Consider the following 20613-nt stretch of genomic DNA (forward strand, 5'->3'; position numbering starts at 1 on the left):
TACGCCGCGGATCGACCTCACTCTCCGACAGGAACAACACCGCCGCGAGCCCCGCCCGCAACTCCTCCCGCAACACACGCGAAGAACGACCCGACGACGCAGTCCGAGCCGCGGCCGGGGGCCCCTCGAACCGGGGCACGGCAACAGGCTCCGGCTCCGGCTCCGGCTCCGGCTCCGGCTCCGGGGAAGCGGTCTCCCCGGCCGGCATCAACTGCTCGACATAAGCAGCCAACTCCATCACCGACGGGTAGTCGTACAACCGCGTCGCCGTCAACGACGTGCCATACGCCTTGTTGATCGACTTCACCCACTCCACCCCGATGATGGAGTCCAGACCCAGTTCCACGAAATTACGCCGCGGATCGACCTCACTCTCCGACAGGAACAACACCGCCGCGAGCCCCGCCCGCAACTCCTCCCGCAACACACGCGAAGAACGACCCGACGCACCGCCCCGACCCGACGCAGCCACCGGAGCAGGCAGCGCGGGGGCTGGGGAAACCGGAAGAGGCAGAGGAACCGGAGATGCCGGAGACGCCGGAGGAACTGTCCGCGCAGTCCTCTCACCCGTGTCGGTCAGTACGACGTTCCGGGGCTTGCCCACCGGAACCGTCGTCGGGACTGCCGCTGCGCCCGGGTCCTGGAGCCGGATCCGGTGCTTCCCGGGGACGGCCCTCGGCGCGGCGGGCTCCCTCGGGCCTTGTGCCGGGAGAGCCGGGGGTTCCGATGGCGTCGAGGGTGCCGGGGCGAGCTCCCGCGCGGCCGGCCGTGCCGGGGCATCACGCCCGTCGGTGGCCCAGTGCAGCGAGCGCGCGAAGGAATAGCCGGGCAGCGAGATGATCCGCGGCCTGTCGGGCGTGAACACCGACGACCAGTCCGGGAAGGCGCCCCGGCAGTAGAGCTCTCCCAGGGCGGAGCACACCTCCAGGTACCGCTCCGCCGGTACGCCGGGTGTCCGGAGCACGTCCAGCAGCGCTCCCGCCTGGACGTCCAACAGTGAACGGTCCTGGTCGCGTGGTGCTTCGCCGCGTCCGACCATGGGATGGTCCCGCCCGCTCTCGACCGCAGACAGCACGGAGAGGACATCGTCGGCACCGCTGACGACGAGTGAGCAGCGGTGGGTGAAGTGCTGCCTGCCCTCCAGGAGCGTGTAGGCCGTGTCCCGCAGCCGCTGGTGGTCGAGTTCTCCTTGCGCGAGGGCCGACCGAAGCTCCTGGATGCGCCGCTGCAGTCCCTCCGGGGTCTTGGCGGACAGGAGCAACAGCAGAGCCGGGGCCTCCGTCGCCGGGGCCGGGCGGACGGGCTCGGAGTAGCTCTCCACCACCATGTGGACGTTGGTTCCGCTCATGCCGAAGGAGCTGACCGCGCCGAGCCTCGTTCCCGTGGAGCCGGCCGGCCAGGGCCTGGTCACCTTGTTGACGTAGAAGGGGCTGTCCTTCCACGCGATGTAGTCGCTGTCCTGGTCGCAGTTGAGGCTCGCCGGGACGACGCCGTGCCGTACCGACTGGACGAGGGCGATCAGACTGACCAGCCCGGACGCGGCCAGGGTGTGACCGACCGCGGTCTTGGTGGAGGTCAGCGCGCAGAAGTTCTTCTTGTCCGTGCGTTCCCGGTACACCTCGTTCAGGGCGTTCACCTCGACCGGGTCGCCGAGCCGTGTTCCCGTGCCATGGGCCACGATGTGCTCGATGCGCTCGAGGTCGATCCCGTGCCGCTCGTAGACCTGTCGGTAGAGCCGCGCCTGGGCCGCCCCGTTCGGAGCGGTGATGCCGTTGGTGCGGCCGTCGTAGTTCATGCCGCTGCCGCGGATGACCGCCAGGACGCGATCGCCGTCGGCCTCCGCCCGGGACAGACGCTTGAGGACCAGGGCGGGGACCGCCTCACCGAGGACCATGCCGTCGGCCCGCTTGTCGAAGGCGCGGCAGACCCCACTCTCGGAGAGCATCCCCGACTTGCCCATCTCGGTGAAGCCGCGCGCGGTGGTCGCCACGTTGACGGCGGCGACCACAGCGGTGTCGCACTCGCCGCCGCGCAGGCTCGCGCATGCCTGGTGGGCGGCCGTCAGCCCCGAGGAGCAGGCAGTGTTGACAGTCAGCACCGGGCCGGAGAAGTCGAGGAGGTAGGCCAGGCGCGCGGCCATGATCGCCTCGTGCTGGGCGGTGATGCCGCCCTCTCCCCCGGTCAGCTCGGCGTAGTCGCCCTGTTCGGCACCGACGAACATGCCGATCGTCCCGGCGCGCAGCCGCCGTTCACCGTAGCCCGCGTCCTCCAGGGCACTCCAGGTCTCCTGGAGCAGCAGTCGCTGACGCGGGTCCATGGTGCGTGCCTCGCGCGGCGATATCTCGAAGAACGCGGCATCGAACTCCGCGACTCCCGGGACGAAGCCGCAGCGGACGGCCTCCCGCCACCCGGTCCCGTGCCCCTGCCAGTCGGCCTGCCGGTCCGCCGGGACGGGTGACAGCGCGTCCTTGCCCTTCAGGAGGTTCTCCCAGAACTCGTCGACGGTCCGGGCTGCGGGGAAACGTCCGCTCATACCGATGACGGCGATCGGTTCGGGCTCTGTGTCCGCTGTGGACCGCGGTGCCGGAGCGGACGCGGCCCGCGCCTCGGCCGCGGTGACGGGGGCCTCAGCCTCCGGGGTCATGGAAGGCGCGGCAGCGGTGTCCGGGGCCACTGCCCGCTCGGCGCGGTGCCGGCTCAGTGCCTCCCCGTGTTCCGCGGCCAGGTGGGCGATCAGCTTCTCCGGGGTGGCGTGCGAGAAGAAGACGGAGGGCAGCACCTCGATCGCGAGGCTCTCGCCCAGGGCCTTGGCCAGCTTGACCAGGCTGACCGAGTCGAACCCGAGCTCGGAGAAGTTCTCGTCGGCGTGGATCTGCTCGCGGGGCACCCGCAACACGTCGACGATCGCCGTCCTGAGGGTCGAGAGCACCAGCGCCTCGACGTCCGTGTCCTGCCTGCCCTCCGTGTTCACCCTGGCCGACATGTCCTGCCGTCCCTCCGTGTTCGAGATGTCCGCGGAGCGGGCGACGCCCGCGCGGGGAGTGGGTGCGGCGGGGCGGACCTCGGGTCGTGGGGCCGCCGAAGCAGGGTCCGCGTCGAGCATGCGCCGTATGCGTACCGGATCGCCGGCCATGACGATCTGCTGTGTCTGGTCCGAGCCCAGAAGGCGTTCGAAGAGCGCGAGGCCCTCGTCCTCCCCCAGCAGACGCAGCCCGCTGGTCGAGAGGTACAGCTCGATGCCCGCCGCGTCGTCGAACCCCATGCCGCCACCGCTCCACAGGGGCCAGTTGATGACGACCGTGGCACCCGACGACGCTCCCTGGCGCACCCGCTCGTCGCGATGGCGCGCGTAGGACGTCTGGAAGCGGTTGGCCACCGCGTAGGCGCAGCCGCCGAAGTCGCCGAGGACGGCCGAGGTGGACGAGAAGTAGCAGACGAAATCGAGGGGTTCCGCGGCCAGTACGTCGTCGAGCACGCGCGTGCCGTCCACCTTGGCGGAGAGAACGTCCCGGAAGGATCGGACGTCACCGGCGGTGAGCGAGCCGCTCTCGGGGACGCCGGCGGCATGCACGACACCGTGGACCGGGCCGAACCGCTCGCGTGCCGCGGCCACCGTCTCCCGCATGGCCCGAGGGTCGGCGACATCGGCCTGTCGGTACAGGACTTCGCCGCCCAGGGACTCGATGCGCGCGATGCTGCGCCGCTTGCGGGCGTCGAGGGGTGAGCGCCCGGTCAGCACCAGGCGCGCCGACCAGTTCCTGGACAGGTGCTCGGCGAGCAGGAGGCCCAGGCCGCCGGTGCCCCCCGTGATGAGGTAGGTGCCGTGCGGTCGGAGGAGGTGCCGGCCGGCCCCGGCCGGACTCGGCAGGACCCGGCTTACATGGCGCACACCGGCGCGGTACAGCACGCTGCCGGACGTCCCGGCCGTCCACTCGTTCCACAGGCGTTCGAACCAGACGCCCCGGGGCGTCCTGCTGGGGGTGTCCTGGACCTCCTCCAGGATCGCGGCGAACCGCACATCGGGAAGCGCCCGCTCGAGGGAGCGGTCGAAGCCGAGCCACGACTCCGCGTACGCCCGCTCGACGCCGTCGCGGAACTCTCCGGCCTGCAGGACGCGCCCCACCGGCAGCCCCGACGCGGCGATCGCCCGCAGAAGATGCACCGTGACGGTGTACGAGCCCGGCTCCGCAGCGTCGTCCAGGGACCACAGGTTCAGGACCCCGTCGACCGCGCCGTACCGCGCCCGGATGTCCTCGAACACCTGGACGTAGTCGTCCGGGTTCCGGTGATCGGCCTCGTAGGAGTGGTCGGACGTCCGGGCGAACGCCTGTCCCCGCGTGACGAACAGCAGGGTGAGGTCGGGGTCCCGCTCGTCGGCGATACGTGTCGGCTCGGCCCGGTCCGCCGGGTCGGGGCAGAGACAGACCAGGGTGCGCGGCGCACCGGCCCGGCGACCGGCGGGCAGCGCCTCGGGCTCCCAGGACTCCGTGAAGAGGAGGGGGGCCACAGTCCGTTCGTCACCGGTCGCCACGGCGTCGGACGGCGCTGTCGTCCCGCGCCCGGCGAGGGCGGCTGCCGAGCGTGTGGTGTCGATCCAGTACCGGTTTCTGGCGAACGGGTAGGAAGGCAGGGCGATGCGGGCCGGGCACCGGCTCCCGTGCAGGGCGTGCCAGTCGACGGTGCAACCCTCGGCCCACAGCGCCAGCAGTGCCGCGAGGTCTCGCCGGGCGAGTGCTTCGGACACGCCCGTGTCAGCGGCCGAAGGGCGCGCCCTGCCGCGGACCAGGCCCTCGGTGTCCTGGCGTCCTTCGGCGAAGTCCCGGAGCCGGACGACCAGGTCCGGCATGGCGGTCACGACGAGACCGAGCCGCTCCCGCATGGCCTCGCGCCCCACCTGGAGGGTGTGGGCGAGCGCGGGCAGGTCACCGGTCAAGAGGTTCTTCCGCTCGATCCAGTCCGCGAGCTGCGCCGCCCTCTGCCTCAGGCGCTCCGTGGTGCGGGCCGACAGGACGACCGGGACGGGGCCGGCGCAGGCGGCGAGGTCCGGCGTGTCGTCCGGGTCCGGCCGGTACTCCTCGAGGACCAGGTGCGCGTTGGTACCGCCCGCCCCGAAGGAGGAGATGCCCGCGGTCCGAGGGAGCTCGCGTTCCTCGCCGTCGACGGTGACGACCGGCCGCGTCCAGTCGGCGAGGGTCTGCTGGACCGTGAAGGGGGTGCTGTCGAAGTCGATGTTCGGATTCGGTTGGGCGGAGTGGATCGAGGGGGCGATCTTGCCGTGCTTCATCTGGAGCAGCACCTTTGTGAGCCCGGAGATGCCGGCGGCGCTCTCAGCGTGGCCGATGTTGCTCTTGACCGAACCGATCGCGCAGACCCGCTCGTCGCGGGCGTGCTCGCGGAAGGCACGGGTGAGTCCGGCGACCTCGATGGGGTCCCCGAGCGCGGTGCCGGTGCCGTGTGCCTCGATGTAGCCGACCGCGTTCGGGTCGATCCCGGCCTGTCGCCAGGCGTCGGTGATCACCCGGGCCTGGGTGGCGGGGCTGGGGACGGAGTAGCCGTTCGTCCTTCCCCCGTGGTTGACGGCGACGCCCCGGATGACCCCGTGGATGTGGTCCCCGTCGCGTACGGCCCGCTCCAGGGGCTTCAGTAGGACGGCGCCCACGCCTTCGCCCGGTACGTATCCGTCGCCCCCCTCGCCGAAGCTCTCGCACCGGCCGGTGCTGGAGACGAAGCGGCTCCGGCCGAGGAGCAGGTACTTGTTGGGATGCACCGACACGTTGACCCCGCCGGCGATCGCCATGTCGCAGACACCGGACCGGATGCTCTGACACGCCAGCTGGATGGCGGTCAGCGACGAGGAGCACATGGTGTCGACGCTCAGGCTCGGGCCCTGGAAGTCGAAGAAGTACGAGACCCGGTTGGCGACGGCCGAGATGTTCCCGGACACGGTCACCGGGTTGCCGAGGACCTGCTCCTGGGCTCCGTACAGCTGGTATTCCGAATACATGACGCCGACGTAGACGCCGACGGCGGGGGTGCGGCCGGAGTCCGTCGGCGCTTTCAGCCGGTCCGGGGTGTATCCGGCGTCCTCGACCGTCTCGTGGACGCACTGGAGGAACAGGCGCTCCTGAGGGTCCATCCGCTCCGCCTCGACGGGCGAGATGTTGAAGAACAGCGGGTCGAACTCGTCGACGCCGTCCACGAATCCGCCCCACCTGCTGTACGTCTTGCCGGGCACGTCGGGGTCGGGGTCGAAGTAGGTCCGGTGGTCCCACCGGTCGGCCGGTATCTCGGTGACGCAGTCGCGTCCGGCGGCCAGGTTCGCCCAGAACTCGTCCAGGGTGCGGGCCTGGGGGTAGCGCCCGGCCAGTCCGATGATCGCAATGTCCAGCCCCTGCCGCTCGGTCAGAGCGGGCGCGGGCCGGGAAGCAGGCGGCGGAGCCGCGGCCGTCTCGGTCTTGCGGGTGGACCACCTCGTCGACGACAGGGGTTTGCGTCGCAGGGGACCCGTGGGCCGGGTACCGGTACGGGGCGCGGCCGCACCGGCGGGCGGGGCCGGCGTGTCCGCTGTGTCCGTCGTGTTCTTGCCGAGGAGAGCCGCCACGTCGGACCTCCGGGTCGCGACCAGGTGCCGGGCCAGCTCCCGGGGCGTACCGAACTCGAAGAACAGGGTGGTGGGCAGCGACCCGAAGACTGCTTCCATCCGCGCCGTCATGGTCATCGCCATGACGGAGTCGATACCGAAGCTCTCGAAGGCCGCCTGGGCGTCGACCCGGGCGAGGGGGAGCTTGGTGATCTCGGAGAGGAGGCGCTCGAGGTATGCGCTCGCCCCGTCCTCGAGCAGGTCGCTGTCGTAGTGCGTCACGAGTCCGTCCCATCGGTGGAGAAAGCGGGGAACTGCCGCTGCGTCGGGACCGGGGTGTCGCCCCGGGTGCGGCCGGCAGGAGGAGCCGAGACCCTCACCTGGCTGTGCTCGGAGCGCAGGATCCGGTGGAAGTCACCGATGTCCGAGGCCTCTGGCAGGCCGTCGTCTCGCCACCGCCAGATGACGGACTGGCTGTGCCCGGACCGCTCGCCGCCGGCGACGAGGTCCTGCCGGTACCGCGCGTAGCCGTCCAGGAAGGCGTGGGCCGCGGCGCCGTCGACCTGGCCGACACCTCCGTCCACCCCGGAAGGGGAGGAGAACGTCACGAAGAAGTCCAGCGGCAGCGACCGGGTCGCGGTGTCCAGGTTCACCACACCCGCCGCCCTCGCGGCCAGGCCGTCGAGGAAATCGCGGTCCGGCGTGTCGGCGATGAGCACGCCGTCGGTGCTACCGGCAGCGAGGACGACTCCGTCGATCCCCCGGTGGCGCTCCAGGATCCGCGCGACGAGCCCGTCGGCCTCGGAAGGGCTGGAGATGTCCGCTCGCTCGTAGCGCACCGCGCCGCCGGCCACCTGCTCCCCCAACACCTCACGGGACTCGGGGTCCAGGGGGGGCCGGCCGACGAGGATGACGGTCGCGTTCCCCGTCTGCGTGGCGATCTGCCGGGCGAGGGCACGTTCGAGCACACCCGCTTCGCCTGCGACGAGATACACCCCGTTTTCCTTCCAGGGCAGTGTGTGAGGGCCGGTCGGGGCCTCGTACTCGGCCCAGACAGGTACCTCGCGGCGGCCTTCGACGTACCGCACGAGCGTCTCCTCGGGGCAGCCGAGGTTCTCGCGGATCCGCGATACGGCGCGTTCGGGGGAGTCCGTGCGGTCCAGCACGACGAGCTGTCCGGTGACGGCCGGGTTCTCCAGGCCGGCCGTCCTGAGGACGGCCGCGAGTCCGCAGAGCAGCGTCGCGTCGGGCGTGCCGGGAACCACGAGCTGGACATGGTGCCGGCCGGTGGCTCCGCGCGCGAGGGAGCGCAGGTGCCCCAGAACCTGCTGGCCGTAGGCGGTGTACCGGCCGTCCGGGGCCTCGTCCGCGCTGGTCAGGAGGAACACTTCGGCGTCGTCGCCCCGCAGGAGGGGCTCCAGTCCGGGCAGTCCGGCGAGCAGCACGGTCGGGCGCGCGGCGGGGTGGCCGGACCGCCTGGCCGGTGCGGGGCGGGCTCGCCACTGCCGGCTCAGCAGGACCGGCTGTCCGGCGCGGGCTTCCGTCCCCGCAGCAGAGGTCGTGTCCCGGGTCTCCGCGGCCGGGCCGAGCTCGGCCGCCCGTGGGGCGTCGCGGTCGGACGCGGCCCGATCGATCGAGAGTCCGCCGATCCGGACGCGGACCCGGCCCTGCTCGTCGGCCACGTCGAGGTCGAATCCTGGAACCCGCGCGTGCCCGTCCTGCTGTGCGCCGGGCCGGACCCAGGCCCACATGGAGGACGTGCAGGCATCGAGAACGAGGACTTCCTCGATGGCGCGGACCACCGCGGGTCCACCGCCGTCGTGAGCCCGCTCCCGCCCGGGCCCGCCGAAGACGTCGGAGCACGCCTGCACCGCGGCGTCGAGCAGGCCCGGGTGCAGCACGAGACCGTCCTCGGTGTCACGCACCGGATCCGGCAGCGCCAGCTGGATGAGGGCTTGCCCGGGTCCGGTCCGGACACTGCGGACGGCGCGGTAGGCGGGCTCGTGCGCGGGTCCGCCGGCGTGGTGGCGCTCGTCGTACTGCTCGTCGGTCGGGCCGGATGTCCCGCAGGCCCTGCGCAGGGCGGGCAGGTCGAGCACGGTCTCCTCGGCACCGTCCGCGAAGAAGAGGACCCCCTCGCCGTGCTCGACGGCGTCGGAGTCGCCCTCCCCGCCCGGTGGTGTGCTCGTGATCCGGAACCTGATGTCGCCGTCGTCCTGCGGGCGCAGTCCGACGTGCACCTCGCGCAGGCCCTCACCCGGGTCGAGAGGCTGCGTGAACACGATGTCGCGCAGCACGACCGGCGCCGAGGGGTCGACGACGGCCCGGCTGCTCAGGCAGCTCGCGGCCACGGCCATCTCCAGGAAGGCCGCGCCGGGCACGATGCGAGCGGCGCGTTCGCCGAGGAAGCGTTCCTCTCCGGTCACGACGGAGGTGAAGCGCTGCTCGGTGAAGTCGGACGTATTGACCTGCGCCAGCGGATGCAGCGGCGCCGGTCCACCGGGCACGGCCCGCTCGGCGGCCGGCAGGCCGTCGAAGGCGGAGTACCGCTCGGCCGCGAAGGGGTAGGCCGGCAGCGCGACCCGCCGCGGAGTACCGGTGCTGTAGAGGGACCGCCAGCTCACGGGCACTCCGTTGACCCACAGTTCGAGCAGCTTCTCGTACTTCCCCTTCTCGGCCCACGCCGCGATCATCACGTCGAGGTCGGAGTCCGACGCGAACAACGTCAGCGTCCGGGCGGCACCGGTGACCGAGCCGCGGACGATCTCACCGCCCGCGAAGTCGTCCGCCAGGAACCGACCGAGCCTCTCGACCAGGTCGGGCACGGAGGAGGCGACGACACCGAGGCGTTCCTCCCGTGCCTCGCGGCCGACCTGCAGGGTGTAGGCGACGTCCGCGAGCGCGAGGTCCGCGTTCTCGGGGCGGCCCAGCCACTCCACCAGTTGCTCGGCCCGCGCCCTCAGCTGTTCTGCCGTACGGGCCGACAGCGGTATCACGGCACGCGGGTCGGTGCCGGCCGGCGAAGGCTGCGGGGGGCTGTCGGGGACGTACTCCGCCATCACGACGTGCACGTTGGAGCCGCCGGCCCCGAACGCGGACACGCCCGCCACGCGGGGCGGCGCGCCGCGCGTGCCGTCCTGCGACAAGGGGGCCGGCCACTCGGCGGACTCCCGCTGCACCACGAACGGGGTCTGCTCGAAATCGATGTGCGGGTTGAGCGTCGAGGCGTGCAGAGAGGGCGCCAGACGACCGTGCTGGAGCTGGAGCAGAACCTTGGTGATGGCTGCGATGCCGGCCGCGCTCTCGGCGTGCCCGATGTTGCTCTTCACCGAGCCGATCGCGCAGAACCCCCGGTCGTCGGTGTAGGGCTCGAACGCCTTGCACAGGCCGGCGATCTCGATCGGGTCACCCAGGGAGGTGCCGACGCTGTTCGCGTCGATGTAGCTCACGTCCCGCGCGTTCACACCCGCCCGCCGCAGGGCCTCGCCGATGACCTCGGCCTGCCCCACCGGTTCCGGTACCGAGTAACCGCTGGTCCTGCCGCGGTGGTTGGCGGCGGTGCCCTTGATCACTCCGTAGATCCGGTCGCCGTCCGCGACAGCCCTGGCCAGCGGCTTGAGCAAAATCGCGCCGACGCCCTCTCCCGGCGCGTAGCCGTCGCCTCCGGCGCCGAAGCTGGCGCAGCGACCGTCGCTCGACGCGAGACGGCCCTGGCTGAGGAGCAGGTACTTGTTCGGGTGCAGCGAGAGATTGACCCCGCCGGCGACCGCTGTGTCGCAGTCGCCCGACTCCAGGCTCCGGCAGGCCAGATGAACGGCCATCAGCGACGACGAGCACATCGTGTCGACGCTCATGCTGGGACCGCGGAAGTCGAACACATGAGACACCCGGTTCGCGACGGACGCGGAGCTGCCCGACACGATCGGCGCCGGGCCGGCATCGTGCGCCATGGTGCGGTGGAGCTGGTACTCCTGGTACATCACCCCGACGAACACACCCACGCGGCCGTCGAGCAGGTTCCCCGTACGGTCCTTGCCGGTGTCCCGGACGTATCCGGCGTCCTCCAGCGTGTCGTGCACGCACTGCAGGAACAGCCGCTCCTGCGGGTCCATGATCTCCGCCTCGCGCGGGGAGATGTTGAAGAACTGCGGGTCGAAATCGTAGACGCCGTCCAGGAAGCCGCCCCACTTGCTGTAAGACTTGCCCGGAGCCCCCTTGCGCGGATCGAAGAAGTGCCTGTGGTCCCAGCGCTCACCCGGGATCTCAGTGACGCAGTCCTTTCCGGCGGCGAGATTCCGCCAGAATTCCCGCACGTCACGCGCCAGGGGGTAACGACCCGCCAGTCCGATGATCGCTATGTCGCCGGTTGCCGTGACCGGGGCCGGGTCGTCCGTCCGTCCGGCCGGTGTCGCGGAGGGCACGGGCCAGCTGCGTCCCGCCCCCAGGACTGGCCACTCAGGGGCGCCAGGAGCGACGGCTGGAATCCTCCGGGCCCCGCCTCCCGGGGGGAGGAGCTCCGCGACCTGCCGAGGACGGGTCTCGAGGAGGTGGCGGGTCAGAGCGGTGATGGTCCGGTGCTCGAAGAACAGGGTCTTCGGGAGCGAGCCGAAGACTTCCTCGAGGGTGCGGGTCATCTCCATGGTCATGACGGAGTCGACACCGTAGTCGTCCAGCGGTGCCTCGGCGTCGATCCTGTCGGCGGGCAGGTCGATGACCGCTGCCAGGAGCCGTTTGAAGTAGGCCACGGCCTGCTGTGCGGTGGTCTCGTCCAGGCCTTCCGCGAGTTCAGCCGTCCTGTTCCCGTCCGGGACGGCCGCGGGCACAGCCGCCGTGTCCAGGCCGCCGGCCTCCGCGGGCGCTGTCTCCCCGTTCCCGTCGGGGATCCCCGCCGCTGCGGCTTCGGGCGAGGGCAGGGGCCGGGGCGCGGGACCGTCCACGAGGAGTCCGGCGAGCAGGGTCCGCGCGATCCTCGGGCGATCACCCGAGAACACCATCACGTGGTCGGACGGCGACGCCAGGGCCATGTACAGGGCGCCCACCCCGTCCTCGTCCGGCAGCGGCACGAGCCCGAAGCGTTCGCGCAGCGACCGCTCGGTCGGCGCGTCGACACCCATCCCGCCGTCGGCCCACAGGGGCCAGGCGACCGACAGAGTCCTCCCCCGCCGCTCGCCCCGGGCCACCAGCGCGTTGCGATGGGCCGAGAAGGCGTCCATGAACGCGTTCGCGGCCGCGTAGTCGGCCTGCCCGACATTGCCCAGGGCCCCCGCGACCGAGGAGAAGACGACCAGGAAGTCGAGGTCCGCGTCCCGCGTGGCCTCGTCCAGGTGCACCAGTCCGGCGACCTTCGGTGCCAGCACTCGGGAGAACTCGTCCGCTTCCTTCCGGAGGACGAACGCGTCGCTGGTGACCCCGGCGGCGTGCAAGATCCCGTCGATCCGGCCGTACCGCTCCCGGGTCTCCCGCACGAGCCTCACGACGTCGTCCCTGACCGCCACGTCGGCCTGCACGTAGACCGTCTCCGAGCCGTGCTCCCGCAGTCGTTCCAGCAGGGTGTCCTTGCCCGCGTCGCGGGGCGCACGGCCGGCGATCACGATCCGGACCCCGTGAGCCCGCTGGGCGATGTCGTGGGCGAAGACCGAGCCGAGGCCGCCGGCGCCCCCGGTGATCAGATAGACGCCCCCGTCCTTCCAGGGCGTGACCGCCGTACGGCGGTCGACGTCCTCCTCGCGCCACTTCAGCACCTGGCGGAGGCCGCCGAGGTAGCGCACACCGAAGTCGGCGAGCACCGCGCGGTCCGCCGTCACACGGGAGGCGGCACGCTCCGGAGCATCTTGCGGGTCGACCAGCACCAGCTGGCCGAGCAGCCGCGGGTTCTCCAGCCCAGCCGACCTCAGGATGGCGGTCAGCCCCGTCCACAGCGACGCCTCGACAGCCGGGGCGACGAGTTGGACCCTGACCGGGTGGTGGGCGGGCTCACCGAGCAGCCGCTTGACCTCGTCGAAGACCCGCAGCGCGTGGTCGGTGTAACGGCGGCCGACGTCCGTGGCGCTCGATGCCAGCCGGACCACGCGCGCGGTGTCCCGCGCCTCGAGGGCCGCGGCGACGTCGGGGAGGTCCACGACCAGCACCAGGCCCTCGGGCACCGGAGTGGTGGCCGGCGCCGGGTCCGCGGTCACCCAGTGGGGTACGGCGAACAGCTCCCGGGGTGTCGTCGCCGCCGTGTGGGCGCGCAGAGCGACGCCCTTGAGCCGGAGACACACCCGCCCGTCGTCGTCGCACAGGTCGACGTCGACGCGACGCGAGCCGTCGCCCTCCCGGCCGGCGCCGTCCCGCAGCCAGGCCCACGCCTCGGGTGGGCAGGGACCGAGGATCTCGACCTCGTCCACGGCGAACGGCAGGAGCAGTTCCTCTCCGGATGCTCCGGACTGCAGGCCCGCGTATGCCTGCAGGCCGGCGTCCAGGGTCGACGGATGGAGCCCGTAGGCGTCCTGGGTGTCCCGCACGGCGGGCGGCAGCGCGATCCGGGCCAGGACCTGTCCCGCGCCCGTCCACAGACGCTGGACGCCGCGATGCCCCGGGCCATAACCGATACCGCGCGCCTCGGCGGTCGCGTACAGCGCGTCGGCGTCAGGTCCGGGGGTCCGGCACTCCTCACGCAGTCGCGACAGGTCGACGCGGAGGTCGGCGTTCGGGGTCGCGGGTTGCGGGGTCACGTGGACCACGCCCTCGCAGTGGACCACGTCGGCGGTTCCGGCCGCGGGGTCGCCCGGTACGAGGATCTCAAATCCGACCTCGTCGGCTTCCCGGGGCCGCAGGCGGACCTGGACGGTCAGCCCCGGCTCGTGCAGGGTGAGCGGCCGTGTCCAGACGACGTTCCCGATCTTCGCGACGCGGTACGGCTCGTCGAGCGAGGCCGCCACGGCGGCGCGCGCCAGTTCCAGACAGGCGGCGCCGGACAGCACGGGCCTGCCGCCGACCCGGTGGTCCCGCAGGAAGAACTCCTGGCCGGTGTAGACCGATGTGAAACGCTGCCCCTGGAGGGTGGAGGTGTTGGCGTGCAGGAGCGGATGGAGCCGCGCCGGGCCCGCCTCCCGGTCCTGGTCGGCCGCGGTACCGGCAGCCAGCCAGTGGCGCTCCCCCTGGAAGGGGTAGGTCGGCACCGATATGCGGCGCGGTGCGGACGCGGACTCGTCGTGGAGCTTCGTCCAGTCCACCACGAGACCGGTCGTCCAGAGCTGCACGAGCTCCCCGTACGCGCGCCGCGCGAGCGCCGCGTCCACTGTCCGTGTCCGGTCCGCGTCGGCGGTGAGGGCGGCCGAGGCGCCCTGCCGGCGTTCCGCCCGGCCCCGGTACACGTCGGTGATCCCGCTCTCGCCGTCCAGGAACGCCCGCAGTTTCGCGGCGAGTTCACCGGTCGTCGCCGCGACGAGTCCGAGGCGTTCCTCGTACGCCTCCCGGCCTGACTGGAGGGTGTGGGCGATGTCCGCGAGTTCGGCCGTGGCGCCCTCGTCCTCGGTCGTCCAGCGCAGCAGCTGATCGGCCTGGGCGCGCAGGCCCGCGTCCGTCCGGGCGGAGAGGACGACGGCGGCGGGGCCGCTGACCGGCGGGGGACCGTCTGCGGGCCTGGGAGCCGGCAGGTACTCCTCGACGATGACGTGGGCGTTGGAGCCTCCCGCCCCGAAGGACGAGATGCCGGCGATCCGCGGCGTCACGGTGCCGTCGACGCCCGTGGGGCGGCTCCAGGGTGTCAGCTCCCGTGCGACGTGGAAGGGGCTGCCGTCGAAGTCGATGTGGGGGTTGAGCACCTCGGAGTGGAGGGAGGGCGCGATGTGGCCGTGTTTCATCTGCAACAGCACCTTCGTCAGCGCGGCGATGCCGGCCGCGCTCTCCGCATGCCCGATGTTGCTCTTCACCGAGCCGATCGCACAGAACTGCGTCCGGTCGGTGTACTCGCGGAAGGCGCTGGTCAATGCGGCGATCTCGATGGGGTCTCCGAGCGAGGTGCCGGTTCCGTGCGCCTCGACGTAGCTCACCTCTCCCGCGTCGACTTCGGCCTCGCGGAGCGCGTGGCCGATGACGTTGTACTGCGCGCGGGGGTTGGGGACGGAGTACCCGTTGGTCTTGCCGCCGTGGTTGACCGAGGTGGCCCGGATGACACCGTAGACGGTGTCGTTGTCCTCGCGGGCGCGGGCGAGCGGCTTGAGCAGGACCGCGCCGACTCCCTCGCCCGGGACGTAGCCGTCACCGCCCTGTCCGAAACTCTCGCACCGGCCCTTGCTCGACGCGTACTTGCCGCTGCCGAGCATCAGGAACTTGTTGGGGTGCAACGACAGGTTCACGCCGCCCGCGACGGCCAGTTCGCAGCCTCCGGTCCGCAGACTCTGGCAGGCCAGGTGCAGCGCGGTGAGCGACGACGAGCACATGGTGTCGACAGCCAGGCTCGGGCCGTGCAGGTCGAAGACGTACGAGACCCGGTTGGCGATGGTCGACGCGCTGCCGGACAGTGTGACGTTACGGCCGCGCGCCTGCTCCTGAGCACCGTAGAGCTGGTACTCCTCGTACATCACCCCCACGAAGACGCCGACGTTGCCGGGCAGGCCGCGGGCGTCGCATCGGCTCAGCGTCTCGCGGGTGTACCCCGCGTCCTCGAGCGTCTCATGCACGCATTCCAGGAACAGCCGCTCCTGCGGGTCCATGAACGCCGCCTCACGCGGGGAGATGTTGAAGAAGAGCGAATCGAAGCGGTCGACACCGTCCAGGAAGCCGCCCCACTTGGTGTACGTCTTTCCGGGCGCGTTCTTGTCCGGGTCGAAGTAGGGGCCGTGGTCCCATCGGTCGGCGGGAATCTCGGTGACGCTGTCGCGGCCCTCGGCCAGATTCCGCCAGAACTCCCGGGTGTTGCGCGCCTGGGGATAACGGCCGGCCAGTCCGATGACGGCGATCTCCGTGTCCCGGGCCACCGGTTCCCGGCGACGGCGCGGCGCGATCGTCCGACGGACGTTCCCTGATCCGGCCGCGCCCCGGGGTGCGACGGCGTCCGCCGGGGTGCGGGACGGCTCCTCCTGGTCCTGTGCCGCGAGCAGTTGGGCCAGGCGCGCCCGATGAGCGCCGAGGAAGTACCCGGACAGGGCGCTGATGCTCTGGTACTCGTAGAAGAGCGTCTTGGACAGCGAGCCGAAGACGCCCTCCAACCGGTTGGTCAGGTTCATCGCCATGATCGAGTCGATGCCGTACTGCTCGAGGGCGTCGTCGGGGTCGATCCGTTCGGCGGGTACGCGCAGCTCGGAGGCGAGGAAGTCGACCAGGTAGCGGCAGGCCCGCTCCTCCAGCGTGCCCGCCGGGAGAGAGCCGCCGTCCTCCGAGGCCGCAACGGCCGGGGCCACCTCCTCGTGGTGCGGGAGGGTGTCGCCGGCCCGCTCGGCGGACCCGTTCGCGGCGTACGCCCTGGAGGTGAGCCCCCGGAGACGGCAGCGCGGCACGCCGTCGTCGTCGAGGAGGTCGATGTCCAGCTTGCGGACGCCGAGGTCGGGGCGGTCGTCGTCGCCGTACCGGACCCACGCCCACATCTGCGGGGTGCATGGTCCCAGGACGTCCAACTCGTCGAGCGCGAAGGGGAGGTGGAGCGTGGCGGGGGCGGAGTCCGCGTCGTCGCCGTCCCGGCCGAACAGGCCGATGGTGGACTGCAGGGCGGCGTCCAGCAGACTCGGATGCAGCACGTACCCGTCGGCGTCCGCCATGGCTCCGGACGGCAGTCGCAGCCGTGCCAGCGCCTGCCCGTCGCCGGTCGCCACACTCTCGATACCGCGGTGTGCGGGACCGTAGTCGAGGCCCATGGCCCGGTAGACGCGGTAGCACTCTTCGGCGTCCAGCCGCGCGGTACGGCACGCCTCCCGCAGCGCGGCCACGTCCACCGCCGCCTGCTCGTCGGCGCCGGCGAGGGCCCGTACCGTCCCCTGGCTGTGAACGACGCCCTCCGCGCCGGGATCACCGCCCGGAATGCCGAAGATCTCGAAGGCCGCCTCCCCGGCGGACCCGTCCTGCGCGGCGTACAGCGTCGTGACAAGGTGTACGGCGTTCTCGGCGACCGTCAGGGGCTGGGGCCACACCACGTTGCGGAGCACGGTCCGACCCGTGTGTCCGTCGAGCGAGGAAGCCAGCGCGGCCCGCGCCATCTCCAGGTACGCGGCGGCCGGCAGCACCTTGCGGCCGTTGACGACATGGTCGGTGAGGAAGGACTCCTCGCCCGAGAAGACCGAGCCGAAGCGCTGGGCGTCGAGGGTGGAGGTGTTGGTGTGCACGAGCGGGTGGAGCCGGCCGGCGCCGGAGTCGACGGGGCCGGGTTCCGCGATCAGGTCGCCCACCCAGTAGCGCTCGCGGGCGAAGGGGTAGCCGGGCAGCGGGAGCATCCGGGGGCGCCGGGGGCCGTACAGCTTGCCCCAGTCGACGCTCAGGCCCTTGACCCAGAGACCGAGCAGCCGGTCGAACTTGCCCTTCTCGATCCACAGGTCGACGGTTGTGGCCATGTCGCCGTCGTCGCCGAGGGCGGTGAGCGCCTCCCGGTGCTCCTTGACGTGACCGAGGTGCAGGTCCTCGACGTTCTCCTGGCCGGCGACGAAGGCGGCGAGTTTCCGGGTGAGTTCGGCGTGTGAGCCGACGGGCAGCGCAAGCCGCGCGTCCATCGCCTCCCGGCCGAGCTGAAGGGTGTGGGCAACGGCGGAGAGGTCGAGCGTGGCCGGGTCCTGGGAGTTCAGCCAGTCGAGCAGGTCCTGGGCCCGCTCCCGCAGACGCTCGGTGTCCTTCGCCGAGAGGACGATCAGCCGCGGGGCGTCCTCAGTCGCGGGGGCGGGTGCCGGGTCGGTTCGGCGGTACTCGGCCACGACGACATGGGCGTTGGAACCGCCGGCGCCGAACGAGGACACGCCGGCGATCCGGTCGCCCTGCGTCGTCTCCCCGTTGCGGCCCACGATCGCGGGCCGCGTCCATTCGGTCGTCTCCCGCTGGAGGCGGAACGGCGTCCTCATGAAGTCGATGTTGGGGTTGGCCTCCTGCGCGTGCAGGCCGGCCGCGATGGACCCGTGTTCCATCTGGAGGACGACCTTCAGCAGCCCGGCGATGCCGGCGGCGGCTTCGAGGTGACCGATGTTGCTCTTCAGGGAGCCGATCGCGCAGTACTGCCGGGAGCCGGTGTCCGACGCGAACGCCTGGGTCAGCCCGTCGATCTCGATGGGATCGCCCAGCTCGGTGCCGGTGCCATGTGCTTCCACGAAGCTCACCTCGCCGGCGGAGACGCCGGCGCGGGCGAGCGCCTCGCGCACGACCTCGGCCTGCGCGACCGGGCTGGGGACGGTGTAGCCGTTGGTGCGGCCGCCGTGGTTGACGCTGCTGCCCCGCAGGACGGCCCGGATGTTGTCGTTGTCCCGCTCGGCGTCGGACAGCCTCTTGAGCAGGACGACGCCCACGCCCTCCCCCGGCACGAATCCGTTGCCACCGGCTCCGAAGCTGCGGCACCTGCCGTCGTCCGACAGCATCCGTTTGCCGGACATCAGGGTGTAGTTCGACGGGTGCAGGTAGAGGTTGACCCCGCCCGCGACGGCCAGGTCGCACTCGCCGCGGCGGAGGTGCTGGATCGCCTCGTGGACGGCGCTCAGGGATGACGAGCAGAGTGTGTCCACCGGCAGACTCGGCCCCGTCAGGTCGAGCAGGTAGGACACCCGGTTCGCCACCGAGGCGAACGAGGTAAGGGGGTGCAGCTTCTCGTTCCGTTTCCACAACTCGGGCCCGTACAGGTCGAACCCGGTCTTCGAGACCCCGGCGAAGACGCCCACCTTTCGGCGATGCGCGTCGGCGAGGCGCTGCCGGGTGTAGCCGGCATCCTCCAGCGCGTTCCAGGACTCCTGCAGGAACAGGCGCTCCTGCGGGTCCATGCTCATCGCTTCCTGCGGCGAGATGGCGAAGAAAAGGGGGTCGAACTCGTCGAACCCGTCCAGGAATCCGCCCCACTTGCCGTAGCTCAGGCCCGCCGCCACCGCCTCGTCGCGGTCGGGGTGGTAAAAGCCCTCCAGCGGCCAGCGGCCCTCGGGGATCTCCGTGACGCAGTCCCGTCCGGTGGCCAGGTTCTCCCAGAACTCCCGCAGGTTCCGGGCCATCGGGAAGCGTCCGCTCATGCCGATGACGGCGACCGCGTCCTCGGTGGGCGAGGCCGCCGCGGGCGCCTTCCGCTCGGTGGCGGTGGCTGGTGCCTGCCCCTCCGTGGCGGAGGCTTTCGTCGGCCGCGGTGCCGCAGTGGCCTGCCGGGGCTTCTCCGTCCCCGTCCAGGACAGACATCCCTGCCGGTGCACCCGCAGGAGATGGCGGGACAGGGCGTCCAGGGAATTGAACTCGTACAGCAGCGTCTTGGGCAGATCCGGGAAGACGTCGGCCAGTCTCCGGTTGAGCCGGGTGACGACGATGGAGTCGATGCCGTAGGTCGACAGCGACACCTTGGGATCGATCTTCGCGACCGGGAGGCCGATGACGGCGCCGAACATCTGCCCGAGCCTGCGGACGATCCTGTCGCGCAGCGCCTCGTCGTCGATGTCCTCCGCGACGGCGGGGACGGGAGTGGGAGCCGGGGCGGATGTGGTGGTGGTCGTCTGCTGCCGGAGCAGCGTCCGGCGGATGCGCGGGCCGTCGCCTTCGACCGCCATCACCTGGCGGTGGTCCGACCCCAGTGACTCGTGGAAGACCCTGATGCCCGACTCGGTGCGTAAGGCGTGCATGCCCGTCTGTTCCCGCAGTGCGTGCTCCGTCTCCGCGTCGACCCGCATCCCGCCCTCGGCCCACAGCGGCCAGTTGAGCGAGAGGCTGCGTCCCGAACGCAGGCCCTGCGCGACCAGACCGCCCCGGTGGTGCGCGAACGCGTCCAGGAACGCATTGGCGGCGGCGTAGTCGGACTGGCCGACGTTGCCCGTGACCGCCGCCGTGGAGGAGAACAGGGCGAGGAAGTCGAGTGCGTCGTCCTTGCTGGCGGCGTCCAGGTTGAGGGTGCCCGCCGTTTTCGGGGCGAGGACCTCGCGCAGTTCCTCGGCGCTCTTGTGCGACACGAAGCCGTCCCGGAGCACCCCGGCGGAGTGGATGATGCCGTGGATCGCACCGTGCTCACGCCGCACGCCGGCCAGGTACGCCTCGACGGCGTCCGGGTCGGCCACGTCGAGCCGGGTGTATTCGACCCGCGCGTGCGGACGGTGCAGGGCCTCGAGCAGGTGGCGACGGTCGCCGTCGAGTGCGGAGCGGCCGCTCAGCAGGACGGACGTGTTCCGTACGGATCGCAGCAGGTCCCGGGCGAAGATCAGCCCGAGCCCGCCGAGGCCGCCGGTGACGACGTAAGTGCCGCCTTCCCGCCAGGGCAGGGCCGTGTGCTCGGGGGTCGGCAGCTCGTGCCAGGTCAGTACCTCACGGACGCCGTCGCGGAAGCGCACGACACGGTCGTCGCCGCGCTCGCGGCTCGCCAGAATCCGGAGTGCGGTGGGCTCCGGACCGGCGGCCGGGTCGACGAGAAGCAACTGGGGAACGATCCCGGGGTTCTCCAGGCCCGCACTCCTGATCATGCCGATCAGGCCGGACAGGAGGGTGTCCTCTCCCCGCAGGGAGCAGACGAGCTGGACCAGCGTGGAGGGCAGGTGCGGGTCGCCGGCCAGCGAGCGGAGCGCGGTGAGCACCTGGCCCGCGAGGTCGGCGTAGCGGTCCGCGAGTCCGGTGGCCGCGGACCGCAGGAGGCGCACGTCGATCGTCGCGTCCTGCCGACGCAGCGCGTGCTCCAGTTCCGGCGGCCCGGCGAGCAGCACCAGGTGTCCCGGCTTGCGGCCGGTAGCGGGCCCGTCGGCGGCCCGCCAGACCGGATGGCACCGCAGCAGCTCGGTCGACGGCGCCGCGTCCGGGGCGTCTGCGGGCGAACCCGTCCGCCCCTGACGGTTTCTCAGGTACTGCTTGACGTACTCCCTGGAGACGCGATCGGCCTTGAGATCCAGCAGAAGCCGTTCCAGCCGGCTGTCCAT

At 71.7% G+C, this 20613-nt stretch carries 2 protein-coding genes; both read right to left on the reverse strand.

Features of this window, described 5'->3' with window-relative positions:
- Positions 1 to 6862 (reverse strand): SDR family NAD(P)-dependent oxidoreductase (locus ACZ5DS_RS08320; protein WP_468235174.1); only part of this gene is annotated, 6862 nt, incomplete at its 3' end.
- Positions 6859 to 20613: an SDR family NAD(P)-dependent oxidoreductase gene (locus ACZ5DS_RS08325; RefSeq protein ID WP_468235176.1), complete on the reverse strand. Its 13755-nt coding sequence runs from the start codon at positions 20611 to 20613 to the stop codon at positions 6859 to 6861. The genes ACZ5DS_RS08325 and ACZ5DS_RS08320, both read right to left, overlap by 4 nt.

The sequence above is a fragment of the Streptomyces sp. NPDC031100 genome, assembly GCF_055570785.1.